We start from the raw sequence: 23,396 nt of genomic DNA, 5'->3' as shown, positions 1-23,396 counted from the left end.
GAGCCCATTCCCAATTTGTTATGACCCAATTCAACAGATGCAATTTAAAGGTTTGCATTGGATTGAAGCATCGGCAGGTACAGGCAAAACCTATACTTTATCGAGTTTAATGGTGCGGATTTTCCTGAAAGATTATTTGCCTAATCAAGTGATTGCGACCACATTTACCCGTGCCGCCGCAGCCGAGCTAAAAAGTCGTATTCGTGCACGCTTGCTTGAAACCCAACAATATATCGACCAGTGTTTAAACCAGTCTTTAGATCAACGCGCCCTTGCAGAGAAAATTGCACAACTACAAGATCCTTTACTCAAACATATTTTGCAGGAATATCGTTTAAAACTGGACTATGCCAGTTCACGTTTGAGGTTGGTGATTGCACAACTCGATGAATTATTTGTCGGAACATTGGATAGCTTTAGCCAAAAATTATTGCGTGAATTTTCCTTTGAAAGTGGCAAAATTGAGCGTGCCAATATTACCGACCAAGCATCGGTTTATACCGAACAATTGCTGCATGATGTGCTGCGTGAATGGATTCAGGCACAGCCTCAGCATGTTGTGGACTATATGTTGTTATGTGGGCGGTTGAAATCGGCAGCAGACTATGAGGGGCTGGTCAATACCAGTTTGAATTTTGCATCGGCAGAGATTCAGGGCATAGATCAGGCACAATTGGAGGTACAAGATTTAGCAGAGGCGTTGCAGAATTTAACCAGTATCACCATCCCACAAATTGAAGAATTAAAAGAATATTATGATGGTGAATATACTTTTGGTTTTTCTAAGGTTGTGGCAGGTGAACAAGGGGCTGTAATACATCAAATTTTTACGGATGCTTTGCCAAAACTGATTGAAAAAATTAAGCACAATCCTTTAGAACATTTTTTTAATTCACATCTTGCTGCGTTGTTTAATGCGGTCTTTGCACTTTATTTCACTAAAGACGGTAAGCTCAGGAAATCAATTTTTAACAATCCGAAAGCACCATGTACGCAAGAGGTGCAAGATGCTTTTTTTGATCATCCTGTGATCCGTAAAATTAAAGCAGTGGTGGATGCCAAACTTAATTTTGAGCGTCAAATTGAATTGGTGGATACCAATTTAAAATTCTATTTGGTACAACACGTCAAACAGCGTTTACCGCAACTTTTACAGCAAAAAGGGGAAACCACTTTTGCCCAACAAATTCGCAGTTTAGCTGAAGCTTTGCAGGGAGAACGTGGGCAGCGTTTTGCACAGTTTGTGCATACGCGTTATCCACTGATTTTGGTGGATGAATTTCAGGATACCAACCAAGATCAAGATGACATGCTGGCACAAATTTGGCGCAATCCAAAGTGGTATGCGCGTGGTTGTATGATTATGGTGGGCGATCCTAAGCAGGCGATTTATGGTTTCCGCGGTGGTGATATGCTGACCTATAACAATGCCCGCGATGATGTGCTGAAAAAACAAGGTCGCATTTACTCGCTCAGACAAAATCATCGTTCAGTGAAAGAGCTGGTCAGTGTGGTGGATGAGTTATTTCAACGCCAACCCGCTTTTGGTGAAAAAGTGATTTATGATCCTGTTATTGCTGGTTCACGTCCTCATCCTGCCTTAATGGATCGGCAACAGGCCAATCCCGCACCGCTGCGTTGGGTAACAGTGGAACATGAACAGGATGAGTCCATTCAAATTGCACGAAAAATTCGTGAGTTATTAAATCAAGGTATCGCAGGCGATTTATATTTTGATCATTCTGAAGGCAAAGTTGCTTTGCAAGCTGATGATATTGCCATTTTATCGACCAGTCATCAAAAGCTTGATCAAGCCCAATACGAGCTTGAACGGATTGGAATTCAGGTTAATAGAAGTAGTCAGCGCAGTGTTTTTACAGGCTTTTTAGCCAAAGATGTGGCGGCAATTTTAACCGCAATTTTACATCCTTATGATGAAGCCAAGGTCAAGCGTGCCTTGCTGACACGTTTGTTGGGCTATAACCTGCAACAGTTGATTGAGCTTGAGCAACAAGGTTTGGGTCAGTTTATTTATGACTTCGATTGCATTCGTGAAATGTGGGTCAATAAAGGCTTTTTAACCGCATGGAATTACTGCCTGAACTTATTTAAAATTTGGGAAAATTTGGTGGCAAAACGCAGTTTTGACAATGAACGGCATGTGGTGAATTTACGCCATTTAACCGAATTGCTGAGTCGTCAAAGTGAACGCCATCAAGGGGCTTACATGCTGTATTACTGGTATTTACAGCAAGTTGAATCACCTGCCAAACGCGATTGGGAAATTGAACGAAAACTTTCTAATGCGGCAGGCGTGAAATTGATGACCATTCACCAGTCCAAAGGCTTGGAGTTTAAAGTGGTCTTTTTGATGTCGGCAGATCAGCCGCCCAAATCTGACAAGTCTGCTTTGGTGTTTGCAACGCAGGAAGAGCAAGGCATTGAGCAACGTATCATTGCCATTAAACATAAAGACATAGATGCCACAGCAATGCAGCAGCACAGTGAGCGCCGTTTGGCAGAGTTGAATCGGCTTTGGTATGTGGCACTCACCCGTGCCAGTTACCGGGTCTATGCGATGCTAAAACAGCCTACGCCTGCAAAAGAAGGTAAAAAAGAGGCTGCACCAAAATCTGCTGGTTTAAATGTCTGGCGTTTACAAGCGCCAAGTTCAGCAGAAATTGCAGCAGCATGGAGCTGTGATGAAGCACCTCTGACACAATTAGCGGCAGCATTACAACTTGAACAAGTGCAAGAAATTAAGATTGAAGCTGCAGATTTTCCGCAGCGTCGCTTTTATCCACGAACCAAAACCAGTTTTAGTGGCTTGGCACAACATTTACCTGCCGCCATGCGTAGCGATACTTTGGCATTGGCAAGCGAGGAGCAGGCTGCTGCTGCCGACGAAATCAATCAGGAACCTGTCGAAACGGAACAGGAAATCGTACAGGTGGCTCAACCGATTGCATGGATCAAAGCTAATTTTCAGCGTGGTACTCAAGCGGGGAGTTTTTTACATAAACTCTTTGAATATATCGACTTTCAAGCCAGTCATGATGACATTTTTGAAGAAGTCAAACGCCGTTTTCATAACGACAAAGAGTTTAATTCAGATGTGTTATTGGTAGATTTGATTGCAAAACTCGACACTGCCAAAGGCAGCGCGACTGTGCAGGAAGCAGATATTTTTGCGCACATGACCGAGTGGCTGAAGGATGTGTTGAATACGCCTTTGCACGATACTTTCCAGCTCTCGGCTTTATCTACAGCACATTATTTATCAGAGTTTCCATTCTATTTGGCGTTGGCAGATCAGCGTTTATTTATTCAAGCGATTCAGCAATTGTTTGAAGATGTGGGTCATCCTATTCAAGATTTAAATGAAGCCGCTACTGCACGTTATCTGACAGGCTCAATTGACTTGGTTTATTTTGATGGGCAGTGTTATCACATTGCCGACTATAAGAGTAATTATTTGGGTGCCGATCAGCGCGATTATGAAAAAACCAACCTTGAACACAACATGACCCAATCGAGTTATTGGTTACAAGCGGCCTTGTATTTGGTGGCGTTGCACCGTTATTTGGGCAGTCGTTTGCAAGATTATGATATTCGGCAACATTTGGGTGGAGCCAGTTATTTGTATTTGCGTGGTATGCAGGGGCAAGCAGGGCAAGGGGTTTGTCATTGGCGGCCAGATGCGGAATTTATTCTGCAACTAGATCAAATATTGGGTTACTTTGAACTTAAAAAATAACGCTAAGTTAGCTTATCGACTTAATAAAACAATTGCTTATCCTGTGGATAACTTTGAGGATAACTGTGTGGAAAACAAGCATATTCACTTAAATTCAGAGCAAACCCCAATGCAGGCGTGGATGAATTACCTGTGTCAGCAGCCGTTTAGGAATGTCGCTTTTGATGCTTCAGCACAAATTTTGATGCAACAGGTACTCGATGCCATTGAGCAAGGCGATAGCTGTATTCCTGCAACTGCAGAACAAGTGGCGGCATTGCAGCATTTGCACATGAACTTGCAGCGCGGCGCTTTAAATCCTGATCCACAAATTGCGCCATTTGTATTTGACGGGCAGCGTTTGTATTTGTATCGCTACTGGAAACTGGAACATCAGGTCGCCAACGATATTTTACGGATTCAGGCGCAGGCACCTTTGTCATTTGAATTACAAACCGATCAGCTTAATTTATTGCAAGATCCACAGCAGCAAAAAGCGTTACAAACTGCGGCAACTCAAAGTTTGAGCATTATTACAGGCGGGCCAGGTACAGGAAAAACCTATACTTTGGCGCATATTATTGCGGTGCTCAATCAAGCTTTACCCAATATTCGAATTGCGATGGCGGCTCCTACAGGCAAGGCGGCACAGCGGATGCAGGAAGCCTTGCAAAATGCTTTAAATAGTCAAGCTTTACAAGCGTTTAATGTCGATGCCTTGCGTCAATTACAACCTGTGACCTTGCATCGTTTATTGGGCTTGGGCAATACAGGCAAGCCACGCTTTCACGCCAAACAGCCTTTACCTTATGATGTGATTGTGGTTGATGAAGCTTCGATGTTGGATTTAAGCCTGTCACAGATGTTATTGGCCGCTATTCCTGCGCAGGCGCGTTTAATTCTGTTGGGTGATGCTAATCAACTGGCTTCAGTCGATGTTGGTAAGGTATTGGCCGATTTACAGCAAGTGCCTGAACTCGCAAATAACCGTGTCAATTTAGTCACTACACGCCGTTTTACCGAAGGGGCTAAAATTGGCGCAATGGCCAAATTCATTCAGCAAGAGCATTCCCTTGCACAGGTTTTGGCTGAGTTTGAACAACAGGTAGTTGCTGCAACCGAGTTGCGCAAAATCAATTTAGCACAAATACAGGTCGATGAAGTTCAGCTTCAATATCTACCTAGTCAAGGCAGTCCAATGTCTGCAACAGATTTGGATGGTTATTATGATCAGCTGATGTATGGTTATGAGGCTTATGTGGCGGTATTAAAAGCACATACCTTGGGCTTAGAACAATCCAGTACAACATTTCAAGCGTATGTTACAGATGTCGTGAATGTATTTGATGATTACCGTATTTTAACCGCAATTCGTCATGGACATTTAGGTCTGAAACAACTGAATGTGCAAATTGAAAAACGCTTGTTGCAACAGTTAAAACAAACAAAACATGGTGACTGGTATGTAGGACGCCCCGTCATGATGACCTATAACGATTATCAACTGGGGTTGTCGAATGGTGATATTGGCATCTGTTTTATGCGAGCGCAGCATGATCAGCGCCAGTTTGAAGTGTATTTTCCAAGCTTAAACAAATGGGTGCCTGCAACTCGCCTGCCTAAGAATATTGAAACTGCATTTGTGCTTACCATTCATAAATCGCAAGGTTCTGAATTTACTCATACCGCTGTGGTGTTAGACGCTTCGGCAAAAAACTTGCTGAGTAAGGAGCTGATCTACACTGCCATTACCCGTGCTAAAAAAGTGGTGAGTTTGTTGGTCGATGTACAAGCTTTGCAGCAAGCTTTGACTATTCGCACCCGTCGTAGCAGTGGTTTGTTAGCCAGAATTGATGACGTTTTAAATTGTTAAGAAAAATAAGCAATGGGTGGCTTTGTACGAAATAGCTTACATTGATTCGAGAAATTTGCGCATAGAGATTTCAGTAACTTTTTGAGAAGATGACTTCACACAAAAAGCTCAATAAGGATTTTGAGCACAATCGCAGAATAATAATGATAATTGTCGATCGACAGCGAACTTACAGGACGTGAGTGAAAAGAGGAAACTTACAGCCGCTAAGCCTTGTAGTTTTGGGAGAGACTACAGGGCTTTTTTATGTCTGTAGATTTTGTTGACTTGTACAATACAGACAAAGTTTAGCTGGTGTAAGAAAAAGCTTACAAGTAGATACGAGAAATACGACTTCTTTGACTTTTGTATTATGGCAAAATCTACCACACAAGGAAGTGAAACCCAGAACAGGAATGTTCAGAGAAAAAGACGCGAAAACGCGCAAATAACTACAATAAACAAAACAATAAGAATAACAAGACAAGAAACTACAGCGCAAAAACAGCCCGAGCTCTGCTCGGGCTGTTTTATTTTAAGGGCAAAATATTCCAGTGGATGAAAAGTAGTTGGCAAAATGTGACGCATTATCAATGATATACAATTGTATATTTATTTTCCTTGGATACTTTATATCTAACATGATGAGTATTCCCTTAGCATAAATCATATTTTTTTGAGACATCTAAAAAATTTAAAGCGCGTGTTTGTCGTTCTGTTTTGCAATCGGAACGTTTTTGCCTTAAAATGATGCCCTTGCTGTAGTGATGCACGGCAGTCAATTGAGCAATCAATTGATCGGTATCAAATCTTTTATTAAGCATCTCGGAGAAATCGAATGGCTTTAACAAACGCAGATCGCGCAGAGATCATTGCTAAATTTGCTCGTGCTGAAAACGACACTGGTTCACCAGAAGTTCAAGTAGCGCTTTTAACTGCTCAAATCAATGACTTACAAGGTCACTTCAAAGAGCACAAACACGACCACCATAGCCGTCGCGGTTTAATCCGTATGGTTAACCAACGTCGTAAGTTACTTGACTACCTTAAAGGCAAAGATGTGACTCGTTACAGCGCATTGATTGCTGCTTTAGGTTTACGTCGTTAATTCGATTTAAGCTTTTATTTTCGGACTATTGCATGTTGAATGCTGTATTACTGAAAACTAAAGTATATCTAGCCGTGGCTAGATCAGTGGAAGGGGCGAATGATTCGCTCCTTCTTTGTGTTTAAAATTCGTGTTTCATTCGAGTGAGGTCGGCTTCTAAGCTTTGTCATTTACCTAAAAATTGTATTGTGAATGCCAAACCTTAGGGGTCTCCACGAGAATAATTGTTCACAAGAACTAGGAAAAATAAAACATGTCGATGTTTAATATTATTCGTAAAGAATTCCAATTTGGTCAGCACCAAGTTGTACTGGAAACTGGTCGTGTAGCGCGTCAAGCCAACACGGTAATGATTACTATGGGTGGCGTGACTGTATTGGTTGCAGTGGTTGCTCAACCAACAGCAAAAGCGGGTCAAGATTTCTTCCCACTGACTGTTAACTATCAAGAAAAACAATATGCTGCAGGTCGTATCCCAGGTGGTTATGGTAAGCGTGAAGGCCGTGCTTCTGAAGCAGAAACTTTAATTTCACGTTTAATTGACCGTCCAATTCGTCCGTTGTTCCCAGAAGGTTACTACAACGAAATTCAAGTTACTGCGACTGTTGTATCTTCTGACAAAACCATGGAAGCTGACATTGCTGCAATGTTAGGTACGTCTGCTGCACTTGCAATTGCAGGTACACCGTTCCGTGGCCCAATTGGTGCGGCGCGTGTGGGTTTAATCAACGGCGAATACGTGCTTAACCCGAACTTTGAACAAATGGCGCAATCTGACCTTGACCTTGTGGTTGCAGGTACAGAATCTGCTGTATTGATGGTTGAATCTGAAGCAAAAGAACTTTCAGAAGACCAAATGTTAGGCGCAGTGCTTTACGGTCATGACGAAATGCAAATCGCGATTCAAGCGATCAAAGAATTTGCTGCGGCTGCAGGTGCAACTGAGTCAACTTGGACTGCTCCAGAGAAAAACGAAGACCTTCGTGCAAAACTAAAAGAAGCGTTTGAAGCAAAAATTTCTGAAGCGTACACCATTGCGATCAAACAAGACCGTTATGCTGCATTAGATGCACTTCAAGCAGAAGCAGTTGCGCAATTCGTTCCTGAAAATGACGAAACTGGCATTGCAGATGACTTGAACGAACTCTTTGAAGATCTTAAATACCGTACCGTACGTGACAACATCTTGTCTGGTAAACCACGTATTGATGGTCGTGACACCAAAACCGTTCGTGCGCTTGACGTACAGGTTGGCGTTCTAGACCGTGCGCACGGTTCTGCATTGTTTACCCGTGGTGAAACTCAGGCTTTGGTTACCACCACTTTAGGTAATACACGTGATGCCTTGATGGTTGATACCTTATCGGGTACTAAAACTGACAACTTCATGTTGCACTACAACTTCCCTGCATATTCAGTAGGTGAAACAGGTCGTGAATCTGGCCCTAAACGTCGTGAAATTGGTCATGGTCGTTTGGCACGTCGTGGTGTGCAAGCAGTTCTTCCTGCAGCAGATCGCTTCCCGTATGTGATTCGTATTGTATCCGACATTACTGAGTCTAACGGTTCATCTTCTATGGCGTCTGTTTGTGGTGCATCGTTATCACTTATGGATGCAGGTGTTCCATTGAAAGCACCAGTTGCGGGTATCGCAATGGGCTTAGTGAAAGAAGGCGAGCGTTTCGCTGTGCTTTCTGACATTTTGGGTGATGAAGATCACCTTGGCGACATGGACTTTAAAGTTGCAGGTTCTGCCAACGGTATTACTGCGCTGCAAATGGACATCAAGATTGAAGGCATCACTGAAGAAATCATGGAAGTTGCATTAAACCAAGCTTATGCAGGTCGTATGCATATCTTAAATGCAATGAACCAAGTGATTTCACGTGCGCGTCCAGAAATTTCAATGCATGCGCCTACATTCCAAGTGATCAACATCAACCCAGACAAGATTCGTGACGTAATTGGTAAAGGTGGTGCAACTATCCGCCAAATTACAGAAGAAACGAAAGCGGCAATTGATATTGAAGACAACGGTACAGTGCGCGTATTTGGTGAAACCAAAGCTGCTGCGCAAGCTGCTGTTGCAAAAATTCAGGCTTTAACTGCTGAAATCGAGCCAGGTACAATTTACACAGGTAAAGTGATCCGTATTGTGGAATTCGGTGCGTTCGTCAATATCCTGCCAGGTACTGACGGTTTACTTCACATTTCTCAAATTTCAAATGAGCGTATTGCCAATGTTGCAGACGTGTTGAAAGAAGGTCAGGAAGTGAAAGTACAGGTTGCCGACGTAGACAACCGTGGTCGTATCAAATTAACCATGAAAGACATCGAACAAGCGTAATGCTGTGTTGATGATCTGAAATGGTCAAAAACCCGTATTCAATCTGAATGCGGGTTTTTTATGCTAAAAATTTTGTTGCACCGTACAAAAACCATCTTGGTCACATGAAAAGCGGTATAAATTACAGCCTGTATTTGAAAAGAAGCCTGATGCAGGCTTAAACTGAATACGTCTTAAAATCTCAAAAAACCGTACAAGAAAACTGAAAATAGAGTGCCCGTTCGATGCAAAGTTATTATTTTTATCTGCATACCAATCACAAAACCAATATTTATGTGCAAAAACAGCCAATTGAAGGGCTTGAACCTGAATTTATCTGGATTGATTGCACCCGTGATGATGTGCTTAACCGAGCAGAACAGTGGCACCACGAGATTTTTCAACTCAGTCAATTATCCCTTAATGAATATCATGTGCGCGATATTTTAAATATAGAGCATCCTTGTGGGTTTGATACTTTAGATGATTATGACTTATTGATTTTTCGAAAACTGATCACACCTGAAGACTGTATAGCAACAGGGCAGCAAGTCGGGGAAAAACATGAACGGGTTTTTGGACTGGCTACTACGCCGATGAGCTTTATTATGACACCGCAGATTTTGATTACGGTGCGGGAACAGGGCAATAAAGTCATAGAAAGCTATTTGTCACGTGTGGAAGCTGCGGTACAACGTCCGATTGAAGAACAGAATAAAGCACGTAAATTGGCAGCATCACCGTTAGACTTAACCTTGCGTTTACTGAATTTGGTGGCGGATGATTATTTGGATATTCGTATGCCACTGACCCGCCGTGTGGAATATTGGCAACAAGAGTTGTTGCAGGGGCATCGTCGTTTTACCCGTTGGCATCAATTGCTGCAAGAAAATATGGCGTTTCAGCAAGTTGAAAATTTATGTGAAGAGCAAATTGAAGCCTTGCAGGAGCTGCGTGATGAAATTGTCGATAACTACCCACATTTACGTGGAAAAAAACGTAATGAACGACAGGATATTATTTTGGTACGTTTGGATGATTTGACCAGTCATATTGAACGAATTCAAAAGCATACCATTCGCTTACGTTCTGCAGTGCAAACAGCAATTGATCTGCATTTTTCTGCCATTGCCAACCAAACCAATGAAAATATGCGGATTTTAGCCATCATTACCGCAGTTTTTGCACCTTTGACTTTGTTCACAGGTATTTATGGTATGAACTTTGAGTTTATGCCAGGTTTAAAACATGCACAGGCCTTTTGGATTATGCTGGGTGTAATGATTATGACCACTTTACTGTTGCTGTATTATTTCTATCGACGTCACATGGTGGGGCGGGGTGAAAAAAGTGTGATTGATATGTTGGCGCAACAACATAGCGATCAACACATGAGCTTATTTTGGTTTTTAGACTATGAACCCATTAAGCAAACCGTGAAAGGCACTTTAAAGGAAGTCGAAAAACTGACTAAACTTAAATAATTCAGAAGCTCAACTTGCAGATATGGTAATAGATAAAGTTTTGTATCCGATAGAGATATCACAAGGTCATTCATCGCAAAAGTTGTCCACAGAGCTCAAGAGTTATCCATAGGGCTGATAAGCTTATCCACAGATTGAACGAGATTGCGGATATTAAGCTCAAGATGGCAGATTTTTGAATGGTCTTTGAACACGGGTTTCGGGTTTAAATACGCCATCTTGTTTTGCTTTTTCTTGCTGTGTCCTGTATTTGATTGTATGAGGATTTGCAGTTCAGATCTGTATGTGTGTTAAGCCAACTGATCAATTTGTGCATGACGCAGCAAATGATACATTTCATCTTTCAGTCTTAATTTTTTGCGTTTCAGTGCTTCAATGTCATCATTAATTTGATGCACAGGATCAAGCTCTAACTGGCTGATTTCACGGTCAAGCTGTTCGTGATCTTCAAAAATTTTTGAAAAATGTGGATTGCTGTCGCGTAATCCCTGAATTAAATCACGAAACTCAGGAAACATATTTTTAATCTTCTTGTTGCAGTCTTTGGTTTTCATTGTGTCGATCATTCTCATCAAATAAATTTACGGGCATAAAAAGAAAAACGCTCCAGCAAGGTGATGAAGCACAGAGCTAGAGCGTGAGGATTAACTATGTTGAAAACTTAGATGTTTAACTTGTTTGCGTAATTTTTGCACTTCATCAATCAGGTCAAGCATCATAGCAACAGCTGAAAAACTAGCGTCGAAATCACGTTGCAGCCGATAAGCTTGGCGTGCACGACTGACATCTTCACCAAAAAATTGGTGGATACGTTCGGCAGGGCGGGAAGGCAGGATGTCATATTCTAAAAGTTGTAAGACCCATTCAGGGCTTTGCCCGCAAGCTTCGGCAAATTTTTTTAAATCTAACTGACTAAATTCTTCAATAATTTCTGTGTGTTGTCCGTCTGAAGTGATTTCACGATATAAAATAGTGGTCATGGCATACTCCTTCTGATCGAATTCAAACGAGTTGGCTCGCATGAAATGAGGGATTGCTTTACATCAATAATTGGTAGATATCCAATAAGCGCTTCTCTTTAATTTAGCCTGTATGCGCTGTAATAGAATCAGTTATTTGTATTGCTTTGGTGAAATTCAGCCAATCCTTTGCTGTGCTCAGGTCTGTTATATTGATGCGCTGATTTGGCTTATGCGTATAGATGTTCTATAGATATTAGTCTATTTTTTGTTCAATGCCATCCTTTATTTCAATTATTTGGATTGAACGGTGATGTGGTGTTAAAAATGATTGTTTCAAAATTTAGCAATAAAAAGGGTTCTTGAATAAGAACCCTATAAATCAAAATCTTAGTTTAAGGAATTAGTATTTTACCCATGTCACACTGCGGCCAATCACCGAAACACCTACATAGCCACGTAAGGTTAGACGCTTACCGTTAGCGTTTAAACGTGCTTTACCTTTATAAACTTTACCGCCAATTGGGTCTAAAACATGGCCTTGGATAAATTCACGTGGGTTTTTGGGATCTTGTTTAAAACCCCAAATAAACGGCAAGCCAATAAAAGGTGTGTTCTTTAACTTACCTGGGCAATTGCTGCAAATCACCATTTTTTCAGCACCTGGAATATTACGGGTTTCCACGATAATGCCTTCATAAGTACCATCTGGCTTTTTCTGAATTTCGACATCGGCACGTGAATAACCTGTGCGATCATCAATGGTTTTCCATTTACCAATAAGAGGGTCACTTTGAGCAAAACTCAGACCAGAAAGCGCGGCTAACATTAGCCCTGCTAAAATCCCTTTATAATTTTTTTTCATTAATGTTCCCCAGACATGTTAAGTATTAAAAAAGAATAGAGTAAAAATTCTATTTTGTGCTTTATAACAAGAAAAATCCGAATACGCAAATTGATCATTAAAAAGGTGCAATAAGCATGCAATTAGAGTTTTAGTGAAAATTTAAAATACAAGCGTTTGCATTTACAAAATATTCTAAATGACGCAGAGCTGAGATGGTGATTCTGGAAGGAAGAGTCCTATTGGCTTAAATTTTTGCTTCATCTGTGCTTTTAGCCAACGGTATTGGTGATGCGTGACGCGACTGAATTTTTGTGATTAGGTGAGCTTTTAATATTTCACCCACGTCATTTTATGTCTGGCATGGGTGGCAAGGTCTACATTGGAGAGGGTCAAATGTTTGCCGCTGTTGCTTAAGCGAGCGCGAGTTTTATATTGCTTACCAGTACGTGGGTCTAAATAATCACCTTCATAAAATTCAATTGTATTTCTTGGCGTAGCTTTTGAGTGAGTTAATGGAACAAAACCTAACAGCGGCTTATCTTTATTTTTACACGTGCAGAGTGTGCAATTTTCCAAACGCGGCGCGCAAGGAACTGCACTGAGTTCTATAATTGTAGCGGCATACGCGCCTTGTTTATCCTGACTCATGATCACGTCAGACAATGAAAAATCCGTGCGGTAGTCTAATGTTTTCCACTTGCCTAAAAGTGGGTCTGCATTGGCGGCATAAGCTAAACTTGAACAGTAAATCGCGCTGATGAATGCTAAACGAGAGAAGAATTGGGTGTTCATAAAGTCAATATCCCACAGAAGAAGCAGCCTAATGGCATAAAAAATATAGGATTACTGATACCCTATTGATGCGGTATTTTTTTTAATTGTATGAAAGTTTTATGAAATTAATTACATGAAAAATAAAAAATAATAGGTTTTGAAGATGGCCATCAGGCAAATAAAAATGAGCAAAATGGACTGCTCATTTTTATTGAGTTTTTTGGATTGCATCACATATTAATCATGGCATTCGATCATGCAATTTAGCTGAGATGTTCTCCAAATAAACCCAAGGCTTCTTCGGCACTAAAGCTATATTGTGTGCTGCAGAATTGGCAATCCATAGTAATTGGATTCTGGTATTCCAAAGTTTCCCTTACCGCAGAAACACCAATTTGAATTAATGCATTGGCACAGCGTTCTTTGGAGCAAGTGCAACCAAAACGCAAGGCTTCCACCTCAGGCAAACGGACTTGTTCTTCATTGTATAAACGGTACAAAATTTCATTGACATCTAAATCAGTTAATTCTTCTGCTTTTAAGGTTTCTGTCAGCATGGTCACGCGTGGCCATAAATCTTCATCGACCCGTTGTTGTTCTTCTTCACTGTTACGCGGTAACAATTGAATGAGCAAACCGCCCGCACGTTCGGCATTGCTTGCCAACACAATACGGGTTGGAATTTGTGCAGATAAATCGTAATACTGCATTAAACATTCAGCTAAATTGGCTTTGTCTAAAGGCACGATACCTTGATAACGCTCACCAAATTCAGGTTCGATATTAATAAACAACACAGGACTGACCAAACTTTTCAGGACGGTGCTGCTGTCTTCAGCATGTAAAAAGCGTGGGTCTTCTTCATACTCTGCCAACGCACGAACTTCACCCAAGTGGTTACATTCCGCCATGGCCCATTTAAATGTCCCAGATGCCTGAATTTGTAAGCTAATACGCCCTTTAATTTTTAGGGTACTGGCTAGCAGGGCAGTGGCACAAAGCATTTCTCCCAACAACACTTGTACCGCAGGCACATAATCACGTTGTTTCAAAATGGTTTGCAAAGTTTCTTCGAGATGAACTACTTCACCACGAACAGGGCTATCTTCAATAAAAAAGCGTTGGCGTAAATCAGACATAAAATTCTCCATAACCCTGTTTTAATGGTGGCAATATTGTAAAACACAAGTCAGTTTGCTGCATCACGTGTTACATCTATATGACCGTTATGCAATCCACGTTTTAAATCGACACCCAAGGGCATTTCACGGTTTTGTGCATCACTTTCAAACAGGTGTTCTAGTTCGGCCAAAGCGTTACGATGGGTTTCATACACTTTTTGTTCATCGGTATATATGTGCTGCTGTTGTGCCAAGAGTTGTTCATCATAATCACGGAACAGCTCAATACTTTTATATGCATCTTCTTCATTAATACCCAAATCACGTAAAGCCTGATAAGCCATGCCTAAAGAGGATAAATACGTTTCACGCCAAATATAGTTGACGCCCAAATCCCGCAATAAATGCACATGATGCCGATCACGGGCGCGTACCAATAATTTTAGAGCTGGATAATTCAGGCGAATATGTCGTGCCACATTCATTGAATCTTCAATATCATCAATCGCGAGAATAAAGATTTTGGCATGCTCGATGCCTGCGGCACGTAAAATTTCAGGTTGAGTCGCGTCGCCATAATAGACTTTACCGCCGTAATTTCGCACGAAATCAATTTTATCCATATTGCTGTCGATGGCAGTAAAGTGCAGATGCTGCAAGTACGCCACACGGGCAATAATTTGTCCAAAACGACCAAAACCCGCAATAATCATAGGGTGATGTGTATCGGGAATTTCGTCATATTCAGGCGTTTTTTCACGTTCTAGGCGGGGGATAATTTGACTGCTCATCAACCAATATAAAATTGGGGTCAGCACCATCGATAAAGTCACAATTAAGGTCAGGGGTTGCAGCATGGCTTGGCTGAGCACACTTTCACTTTGTGCGACACTGAGGACCACAAAGGCAAACTCACCGCCTTGTGCCAAGCAAGTCGCCAACAATAAACTATTGCGCCAAGAATATTGGAAATAGCGGGCAATGGCCGTGAGGCTAATCAGTTTGATGAGCATGAGCAGCAATGCACCGCCCACAATCAGCCAAGGGGTATTCATTAAGATTGCTAGTTCCGTACTCATCCCGACTGTCATAAAAAATAAGCCCAGTAATAGGCCTTTGAATGGGGCAATACTGGCTTCTAACTCATGTCTAAACTCGGAATCTGCCAACAAGACGCCTGTTAAAAATGCGCCTAAGGTGGTGCTAATGCCCAGTACATCCATAATGCTGACCACGCCAAGCACAATGAACAACCCGACAGCCGTGATCAGTTCATGTGCGCCACTTTTGGCCACAAAGCGAAAAAATGGACGCATGAGATAACGACTAAATAAGAATAGACCACTAAAGGTCGCGATGATCGCAGCAAAATAGGCAATGCCATGATGGGTCGATTCTGCACCTGCCAACATGGGAATAATGGCAATTAATGGAATGGCAGCAATATCTTGAAATAGCAGAATGGAAAAGGATTGTTGTCCATAACTACTGCTGAGTTCCTGCTTTTCTTGCAACATTTGTAGCACAAAGGCCGTAGACGAAAGTGCCAGTGCAAAACCGATCACCACACTTGAGGCAATGCCTTGCTGTAAGGCAAAAAAAGCCAAGATTGCAAGTAGAATACCCGTGATGCCGACCTGTAAACTACCCAAAACAAAAATGGGCTTGCGCATTTCCCACAGCCGTTGTGGACGCAGTTCTAAGCCAATAATAAACATCAGGAACACCACACCATATTCTGCCAGTTCCTGAATATCATCGGGGTCGCTGGCAATATTGAAGACGCTAGGCCCTAGCAAAATGCCTGTAAACAAATAGCCCAATACGGTCGCAATACCAAAGCGTTTTAGTAAGGGAACCAAAACCAATGAAGCGCCTAGAAAAATGGTTATTTGTAACAATAAGGACATGTGGTCATCCAAAGTTTAAAGCGGTGGATTATTGAAATAAGTGCTGATACAGCTAAGTTTCAATTTACAGTATTAGCTAAATTCTTGCGGATCTATATCTAAACTTAGTTTCATGCTGGATGGCTTTTCATGCAACATATTTTGCCACCAGTTCCTGATATAAAAATGTAAGCGTGCCCGATCTTTAGACAACAACACCATATGTGCATGGAAACGTCCTGCTTTACGCTCCATTGGCGCAGGAATCGGTCCCCAAATTTCAATTAATTGTTCTGAATGTTCTCTAAGCCATTGTGCATGTTGTTGTAAAAATTGCTGGTTTAATTCCTGACTTTTAGATTCACAACGAATCAAAGCACTGTAACGATAAGGCGGTAATTGTGCAGCTTTGCGTTCTTTTAAACTTTGTTTGGCAAACTTGCGGTAATCTCCCTCGACTAATGTCGTGAGAAGTGGATGATCGGGACGCACACTTTGCAAATAAACATCACCTTTATGCTCACCACGCCCTGCACGTCCCGCCACTTGCACAATCAGTTGAGCTGTGCGTTCAGGTGCGCGAATATCCACACTAAGTAAGCCTGAATCAATATCTAAAATTGCCACCAAGGTCACATACGGAAAATGATGCCCTTTGGCCAGCATTTGCGTGCCCAATAAAATTAGCGGTTCACTGCGTTGGATGCGGTCATAAATTTTTTGCCAACTTCCTACTCGGCTGGTCGAGTCCCGATCTACCCGAATGACGTCTACAGTTGGAAACAGCTCATTTAAACTGTCTTCGACTTTTGCAGTGCCCATGCCAATTGGTTTGAGTTCTGTATGGTTGCAGGCAGGGCATTGCTCAGGTTTACGATGAATTGTACCGCAGTGGTGGCAATGTAAATGCGTATAAGGTTGATGATGCAAGGTAAAGTTGGCATCACAATTCGGGCATTTGGCTTGCCATGCGCAGCTTTCACAAATCAGCACAGGTGCATAGCCGCGTCGGTTTAAAAACACCAAGACTTGTTCTTTTTTGGCCAGACGTTTTTTGATTTCATCAATCAATTGTTGGCTAATACCGTGCTGTTTTTTGGCAATTTTTAAATCAATCAAGTGGATTTTGGGCATGAGTGCCGTGCCAGCACGTTGATTTAACTCCAGACATTGCATTTTACCTTGATCGACTAAGGCATAGCTGTCAACGCTTGGAGTCGCCGAACCTAAAATAACGGGGCAATTTTCCAGATGGGCACGATAGAGCGCAACATCACGAGCATGGTAGCGAAAACCTTCCTGCTGTTTAAAAGACAGGTCGTGTTCTTCATCCAAAATAATCAAGCCTAAATTTGGCAATGGGGTATAAATGGCTGAGCGTGTACCTAAAATAATTGAGGCTTTACCCGTTTGAGCGGCTTGCCATGCCTGCAAACGCTTGGAATCATTTAAACCTGAATGTAAGAGGGCAATGTGGCAATGAAAACGTGACTGGAAACGGCTAATGGTTTGTGGCGTTAGACCAATTTCAGGCACTAACACCAACACCTGTTTGCCCTGTTTCAGCACCTCATACATGATGTGCAAATACACTTCAGTTTTGCCGCTGCCCGTTAAACCATCTAGCAAAAATGCCTTATATTGCTGTCGTACTTTAAGTACAGTGTCAATTGCTTTTTTCTGATCTGGATTAGGGGTTAAAGGCATTTGCGCCAAAGTCACGGGCATCGGGCTAAAATCTTGGGCTTCCAAAACACATGCGCAAATTTCTTTATTTGCCAAGGCTTTTAGAGTTGCAGTTTCAATACCTGCCAAATTTAAAATATTTTCAGAAGTGCCTGAAGGATGCAGCTTTAAAATTTTATAGGCTTGTTGTTGTTTTTCCGAACGTGTAATTTTGACTTCGGCATGTGCATCCAATAATTTCCAAGTGCGTGCCAATAAATTATAGGGTTTGGCTTGGCGCAATAAACTTGGCAAGGCGCTTTGCATCACCTCACCAATCGGGAATTGATAATATTGTGCCGACCATGTCAACAAAGTTAAAACTTTAGGGTCTAAAATCGCTTGCTCATCTAACAGTTCGCTAATGGCTTTGAGTTTAAAACGTGGATCAATTGGAGTATCGAGTGCTAGTTTTTCGACAATAATCCCGACCAAGTTTTGCCGACCAAAAGAAACCAAGACCCGCGCGCCTACTTCTGCTTGCTGATATTGAGCTGCACTGAGCATATAATCGAAGCAGTCGTAAAGATACACGGGCACAGCCACTCGAATACGATAAACAGGCTGTCGGTCTAAAGTTGAATCTGGCATAGAAAAAGTCGTATCGTCCTGTGAAAATGGCTTCGTGCTCGACTTTGGCATGTGTTAGAGTGAGCACAGAATTTATATCTAAGAATATGAATGATTTTAGTGGTCAGACGCAACCGCGTTGCAAGAAATTTTGGAAAATTAGAGCATTACAATGCCAGCATATCAATTTACGGCCATTGACGCTTCAGGGAAGCAGCAAAAAGGTGTTTTAGAGGGTGATTCTGCACGACAAATCCGTCAGCAATTACGCGACAAAGAATGGATTCCTGTCAGTGTTGATGCCGTTGAACAAAAAGATAAACACAGTGGTAAACAGTGGTTTAAGAAAAAAATCACAGCCTATGATTTGGCTTTACTAACCCGTCAGTTATCGGTTTTGGTGGCTGCTGCGATTCCTTTAGAAGAAGCCGTTCGTGCTGTGGGTAAACAAAGTGAAAAAGCCCATGTGCAAAATTTACTAATGTCGGTGCGTTCCAAAGTATTGGAAGGTTATTCATTGGCCAATGCTTTACAACAATCGGGGCGTTTTCCAGAATTATATATTGCCACTATTGCCGCAGGCGAGCGTTCGGGGCATTTGGATTTAATTTTGGAACAATTGGCAGATTACACCGAAAACCGCTTTGCCATGCAGAAAAAAATTCAAGGGGCGATGATTTATCCCATTATTTTAATGCTGATGTCTTTTGCGATTGTGATGGGTTTAATGACCTATGTCGTACCCGATATTGTTAAAACCTTTGATCAAAGTAAAGACGCCTTGCCGTGGATCACCGTGGCATTAATGAAAGCCAGTGACTTTATCCGTGTTGCATGGCCGTTTTTACTGGTGGTTTCTGTGGTCGGAGTATTGTTGTTGGCGCGTTTTTTACGCACCACCGCAGGGCATTATGCCTTTGACCGTTTAACCTTAAAGTTGCCGTTATTTGCAAAATTATCACGTGGGATTAATGCTGCGCGTTTTGCCAGTACCTTGTCTATTTTGACTCAGTCGGGTGTGCCTTTGGTGGATGCGCTAAAAATTGGTGCTGCGGTCAGTAACAACTGGGTCATTCGAGATGCGGTCAATTTGGCGGCAGAAAAAGTCACCGAAGGTGGTAACTTGGCGACGCAATTGGAGCGTAGTGGTTATTTCCCACCGATGATGGTACAAATGATCAAAAGTGGTGAAGCTTCGGGCGAGTTAGACCGTATGCTGTCACGTGCTTCAGACATGCAAGACCGTGAAGTGACTACGCTTATTTCCACTCTTTTGGCACTCTTGGAACCGTTGATGTTGATACTGATGGCGAGTATTGTATTGGTGATTGTGATTGCGGTCATGCTGCCAATTGTGAATATGAACAATATGATTTAAATCGTTTTGAAGCATCGTTCTTCAAACAGAATCTAAAATAAATGTCGAATTGATATCAATAAATGAGAGAGATGGAATGAAACAGAAGCAATCGAGCAAACAGTCAGGTTTTACCCTGATTGAAGTCATGGTGGTGATTGTAATTTTAGGTGTGTTGGCGGCTTTAATCGTACCGAATGTAATGGGACGTGGTGAAAAAGCCAAAGTCGATACCACGGTAATTACCTTAAAAGGTGTGGCTGGCGCACTCGATCAATACAAACTTGATAATCAAAAATATCCCTCTATGCAAGATGGTGGTTTAGATGCCTTGGTGAATCAGCCTGCTTCGGCTAAAAACTGGTTGCCAGGCGGTTATGTGAAAGGAGGCTATCCGAAAGACAGCTGGGACAATGACATTCAATATGTGATTCCAGGTTCAGAAGGTCGTCCGTTTGACTTGTATTCTTTTGGTGCAGATGGTCAGCAAGGTGGTGAAGGCACCGATGCCGATATTTATTATCAGCCTTAATGGAAATGGAAGATGGGCTGAATCTGTATATCCTGATTTAGTGAGTTTCCATAAAAAAACCGAGCATTAAGCGCTCGGTTTTTTTAAGAATGGTCATTTCTAAGCACTATTGAACAGTACTATTAACGACGTGATTTAAACGATACATCTACCTGACGTGGTCGATAAATCCACCCTAGAATTAACAACAGCAATGAAAAAATCAACACAGGCCAATCGCTGAGTTGAGTATACAGCGTTTGACCTTGCATGGCAGGCAGATCACCACGCAGCACAAACTCCTGATCCATTGGCGCTTGTTTGACAATATGTCCATGATGGTCAATAAATGCGGTCACCCCTGTATTGGTGGCACGAATAAACCAACGTCCATTTTCTTTGGCACGCATTTGTACCATTTGTAAATGTTGCAATGGCCCTGCAGTACCCGTAAACCAAGCATCATTGGAGACTGTTACCAAAAAGTCACTTTTGCTTGCATTGCGACGGGTTAGGTTTGGATAAGCCACTTCATAACAAATGGCTGCCCCCAAATGATGCTGCTTAATTGCGAGTGGTTTTTGCTCAGATGCGCCACGTGAGAAGCCACTCATGGATGGGTCATTTTGCATCGCAGGCAATACCCAGCTGAGTAAACCTGAAAGCGGAATATATTCGCCAAAAGGCACCAGACGTTGCTTTTTATATAATCCTTCTGCCGCATCTCCCGTTGCCATAATGCTGTTGTAATACATGGGATGTTGCTGCACTTGTGATTCAGGCAAGTCCCAATACGGAATACCCGTCACCCACGAACTGCCTGTTTTTTCAGCCTGTGTTTTCATGGCATCCAAAAACGGTTCAATATCGGTCTGGAACATTGGAATGGACGATTCAGGCCAGACAATAATATCGCGTCCCCATTCAGTTCGGGTTAAGCGGGTATAAATTTCCAAGGTCTTGATTTGGTATTCGGTGAGCCATTTTAAGTCTTGAGGGATGTTACCTTGAATCAGAGAAACCGAGAGCGGCTTTTCAGATTTTGCAGTTACAAAACTGATCTGCGCTGCCCCCCATGCACCCAAGAGTAAAATTGCCGATGGAATCAGCCAGAAGATACGCTTTTTAAGGACTTCAACCAACGCACAGGCCAGTAGAATGACCGCAAAAGACACGCCGAAAATACCAAACAGTGGTGCATAGCTATCCAAAAAGCGTTCAGTGAAAGCATAACCTGCAAACAGCCACGGAAAACCTGTAAAGACCCAAGTTTTTGCCCATTCAAACAACACCCAGAGCGGTGCAAAAGTCAGGGGTGTTTCAGGGAAAAATCGACGATACAACCAAGTTTGTATGGCAGTAAATAACCCCATTAACAGCGCCATAATGACAATCATCAGTACGCTTAGAAAGGCATTGGTGTCGCCATAGACATGAATAGAGGTGTAGAGCCAAAAAACCCCGACAAACCACAGTCCAATCCCATAAGACCAACCAATCAAAAAGGCCTGTTTCGGGGTGCGTTTGCTTAAGGTCGCATACAGTAAAGCGGGAGAAAGTAAGGCAATCCACCAATAATGATAGGGAGCAAGTGCAAAACTAAACACTGAACCCGCCAATAGAGCAATGATTAATGGATAAATTAAGGGTAGTTGTTGATGTTCTGCAGGATTAGACAGCTTGGAAAAAAAAGTCCTCATTGACGTACGGCTCGAATCAGATGAATAGTGCGGGCATCTGCTTCAAGAATGGTGAATTCCCAATTGCCAATCACAATCACTTGCCCTTGCAAATCACTCACCAAACCAATTTTCTGAAGCAATAAACCACCCACAGTTTCTACTTCATCGTCAGAAAAATCTGCATCTAAAACATTATTAAAATGTTCGATTGGTGTAAGTGCTTGTACTAACCAAGTATTTGCAGTTTTTGGGTCGTTATCGGGGATAATGTATTCTGCTTCTTCGTCAATATTGTCGTGTTCATCTTCAATTTCACCGACAATTTCTTCCAAAATATCTTCTAAAGTAACCAAGCCCGAAGTGGTGCCATACTCATCAATTACTACCGCAATATGGGTTTGGGTATTTTTGAGCATACGCAATACTTGGTCTGAACGAGCACTTTCAGGCACAAATAACGGCTGACGCATTAAGGCACGTATATCAACTTTAGTGCTTTGTTCGGTCAGTAAAGGCAATAAGTCTTTGGCTAATAAAATCCCCACCACGTTGTCGGGTTGATCAGATGAGAACACAGGAAAACGTGAATGTGCCGATTCGACCAGTACATGCAAAATATCGAGTAGCTCATCATCTTCCTGTAAGCTAATCATCGTGGTACGTGGGGTCATGACTTCACGGATTTTGGTGGCAGGTAAATCCAGAACACCTTCGAGCATTGCCACCGTATCGGGTTCTAAAAAACGACGTGAATCTTGTACTAATTTTAGCAATTCATCGCGGGTTTCTGGTGCTGTGCCTAACCATTTTCTTAGGCCACGCATACCCCACGATGGGCCTGATTCCTCGTGCATGATCTTTCCTAAAGACTCTTTATATCTAAAAAACTTAGCTTAATCATACCTTAGAAAATACAGTTGTCTATTGCTAATCTTGGTAGAAAATGACGGCAATTACGTCACGCAGATGTGCTGCTTTGCGTATGGGGAACACATAAAACAAGGCTGCGCTTTATGCTAAACTAGCGCGATGTTTTAATACCGAGTCTGTGCATGTCTGAAATTCCTGTCACACCTAGCATTCAACTGAATACTCGCGGTTTGCGTTGCCCTGAACCTGTGATGATGTTGCATCAAGCCATTCGCAAATCTAAGTCTGGCGATGTGGTTGAAGTATTTGCAACTGACAATTCGACGTCTTGGGATATTCCAAAATTTTGTATGCATTTGGGGCATGAGTTGTTATTGCAAGAAGAACGCTTGGATGAGCAGGGTAATAAAGAATTTCATTATTTGGTGAAAAAAGGCGAATAGGCAAAAATCAGCCTCAGCATTTTTAGAACACTATATTAGATCTCTTGCGAAAGTAAAAACCACCTCAATCTAAGTTTCATGAGATATCAGAACTTAAACCGTTTTTCAGATTCTGAATTTAAACGCTTGGTTGGCGTACCTC

At 42.0% G+C, this 23,396-nt stretch carries 17 protein-coding genes; 8 read left to right on the top strand and 9 right to left on the bottom strand.

The features are described from left to right. Positions 1-37: 37 nt before the first annotated feature. The 5 genes from L6C30_RS08410 to L6C30_RS08390 all read left to right on the top strand — a co-directional run bounded on the left by L6C30_RS08410 (position 38) and on the right by L6C30_RS08390 (position 10,506). The gene (locus L6C30_RS08410; RefSeq protein WP_374706590.1) at positions 38-3,757 is read left to right on the top strand and encodes a UvrD-helicase domain-containing protein; all 3,720 of its coding nucleotides are present in this window, start codon (positions 38-40) and stop codon (positions 3,755-3,757) included. Positions 3,758-3,824: 67 nt separating this feature from the next. Then, the gene (recD, locus tag L6C30_RS08405; RefSeq protein ID WP_070154460.1) at positions 3,825-5,609 is read left to right on the top strand and encodes an exodeoxyribonuclease V subunit alpha; all 1,785 of its coding nucleotides are present in this window, start codon (positions 3,825-3,827) and stop codon (positions 5,607-5,609) included. 817 nt (positions 5,610-6,426) lie between these two features. Next, positions 6,427-6,696 carry a 30S ribosomal protein S15 gene (rpsO, locus tag L6C30_RS08400; protein ID WP_004975922.1) on the top strand — a complete coding sequence of 90 codons (270 nt, stop codon included), beginning with the start codon at positions 6,427-6,429 and terminating at the stop codon, positions 6,694-6,696. A gap of 259 nt (positions 6,697-6,955) precedes the next feature. Beyond that, entirely contained in the window at positions 6,956-9,043 is a 2,088-nt protein-coding gene (pnp, locus tag L6C30_RS08395) for a polyribonucleotide nucleotidyltransferase (protein ID WP_171257431.1), read from the top strand. A 224-nt stretch (positions 9,044-9,267) separates the two neighbouring features. Next, positions 9,268-10,506 carry a magnesium transporter CorA family protein gene (locus L6C30_RS08390; protein ID WP_236162880.1) on the top strand — a complete coding sequence of 413 codons (1,239 nt, stop codon included), beginning with the start codon at positions 9,268-9,270 and terminating at the stop codon, positions 10,504-10,506. Positions 10,507-10,796: 290 nt separating this feature from the next. Here L6C30_RS08390 and L6C30_RS08385 read toward each other — a convergent pair whose 3' ends face one another. The 7 genes from L6C30_RS08385 to L6C30_RS08355 all read right to left on the bottom strand — a co-directional run bounded on the left by L6C30_RS08385 (position 10,797) and on the right by L6C30_RS08355 (position 18,412). Then, positions 10,797-11,060 (bottom strand): YdcH family protein, encoded by a 264-nt coding sequence (locus L6C30_RS08385; RefSeq protein WP_070154393.1) that lies wholly within the window; start codon positions 11,058-11,060, stop codon positions 10,797-10,799. A 90-nt stretch (positions 11,061-11,150) separates the two neighbouring features. Next, on the bottom strand, positions 11,151-11,486 hold the full coding sequence (locus L6C30_RS08380) for a chaperone modulator CbpM (protein WP_026437978.1): 336 nt from the start codon (positions 11,484-11,486) through the stop codon (positions 11,151-11,153). A 382-nt stretch (positions 11,487-11,868) separates the two neighbouring features. Then, positions 11,869-12,330, bottom strand: coding sequence for a DUF2147 domain-containing protein (locus L6C30_RS08375; protein WP_236162881.1), 462 nt, complete (start codon positions 12,328-12,330; stop codon positions 11,869-11,871). A 309-nt stretch (positions 12,331-12,639) separates the two neighbouring features. Then, positions 12,640-13,104 (bottom strand): DUF2147 domain-containing protein, encoded by a 465-nt coding sequence (locus tag L6C30_RS08370; RefSeq protein WP_070154397.1) that lies wholly within the window; start codon positions 13,102-13,104, stop codon positions 12,640-12,642. Positions 13,105-13,349: 245 nt separating this feature from the next. Continuing rightward, positions 13,350-14,225, bottom strand: coding sequence for an Hsp33 family molecular chaperone HslO (gene hslO / locus L6C30_RS08365; RefSeq protein WP_070154399.1), 876 nt, complete (start codon positions 14,223-14,225; stop codon positions 13,350-13,352). Between the two features lie 50 nt (positions 14,226-14,275). Continuing rightward, positions 14,276-16,117 (bottom strand): monovalent cation:proton antiporter-2 (CPA2) family protein, encoded by a 1,842-nt coding sequence (locus tag L6C30_RS08360; protein ID WP_070154401.1) that lies wholly within the window; start codon positions 16,115-16,117, stop codon positions 14,276-14,278. A 72-nt stretch (positions 16,118-16,189) separates the two neighbouring features. Further along, positions 16,190-18,412 carry a primosomal protein N' gene (locus L6C30_RS08355; protein ID WP_230243942.1) on the bottom strand — a complete coding sequence of 741 codons (2,223 nt, stop codon included), beginning with the start codon at positions 18,410-18,412 and terminating at the stop codon, positions 16,190-16,192. Positions 18,413-18,563: 151 nt separating this feature from the next. Here L6C30_RS08355 and gspF point away from each other — a divergent pair, with 151 nt between their 5' ends. Together gspF and gspG are read left to right on the top strand one after the other, a co-directional pair. Further along, the gene (gene gspF / locus L6C30_RS08350; protein ID WP_230243943.1) at positions 18,564-19,769 is read left to right on the top strand and encodes a type II secretion system inner membrane protein GspF; all 1,206 of its coding nucleotides are present in this window, start codon (positions 18,564-18,566) and stop codon (positions 19,767-19,769) included. A 76-nt stretch (positions 19,770-19,845) separates the two neighbouring features. Beyond that, the gene (gene gspG / locus L6C30_RS08345) at positions 19,846-20,280 is read left to right on the top strand and encodes a type II secretion system major pseudopilin GspG (RefSeq protein WP_019836048.1); all 435 of its coding nucleotides are present in this window, start codon (positions 19,846-19,848) and stop codon (positions 20,278-20,280) included. Between the two features lie 122 nt (positions 20,281-20,402). Here gspG and lnt read toward each other — a convergent pair whose 3' ends face one another. Both lnt and L6C30_RS08335 read right to left on the bottom strand, forming a co-directional pair. Then, the gene (lnt, locus tag L6C30_RS08340) at positions 20,403-21,959 is read right to left on the bottom strand and encodes an apolipoprotein N-acyltransferase (protein WP_230243944.1); all 1,557 of its coding nucleotides are present in this window, start codon (positions 21,957-21,959) and stop codon (positions 20,403-20,405) included. After that, positions 21,956-22,795 carry a CBS domain-containing protein gene (locus L6C30_RS08335; RefSeq protein WP_019836047.1) on the bottom strand — a complete coding sequence of 280 codons (840 nt, stop codon included), beginning with the start codon at positions 22,793-22,795 and terminating at the stop codon, positions 21,956-21,958. The genes lnt and L6C30_RS08335 overlap by 4 nt, the downstream gene beginning before the upstream one ends. A gap of 198 nt (positions 22,796-22,993) precedes the next feature. On the opposite strand from L6C30_RS08335, the gene tusA reads away from it, so the two are divergent. Then, complete coding sequence (tusA, locus tag L6C30_RS08330; RefSeq protein ID WP_236162882.1) at positions 22,994-23,254, top strand: sulfurtransferase TusA; 261 nt, start codon at positions 22,994-22,996, stop codon at positions 23,252-23,254. Positions 23,255-23,396: the final 142 nt, after the last annotated feature.

The organism is Acinetobacter sp. KAM396 (genome assembly GCF_021602765.1).
Taxonomy (GTDB): Bacteria; Pseudomonadota; Gammaproteobacteria; order Pseudomonadales; family Moraxellaceae; genus Acinetobacter; species Acinetobacter towneri_A.
This window is presented reverse-complemented; position numbering and strand designations above follow the sequence as displayed.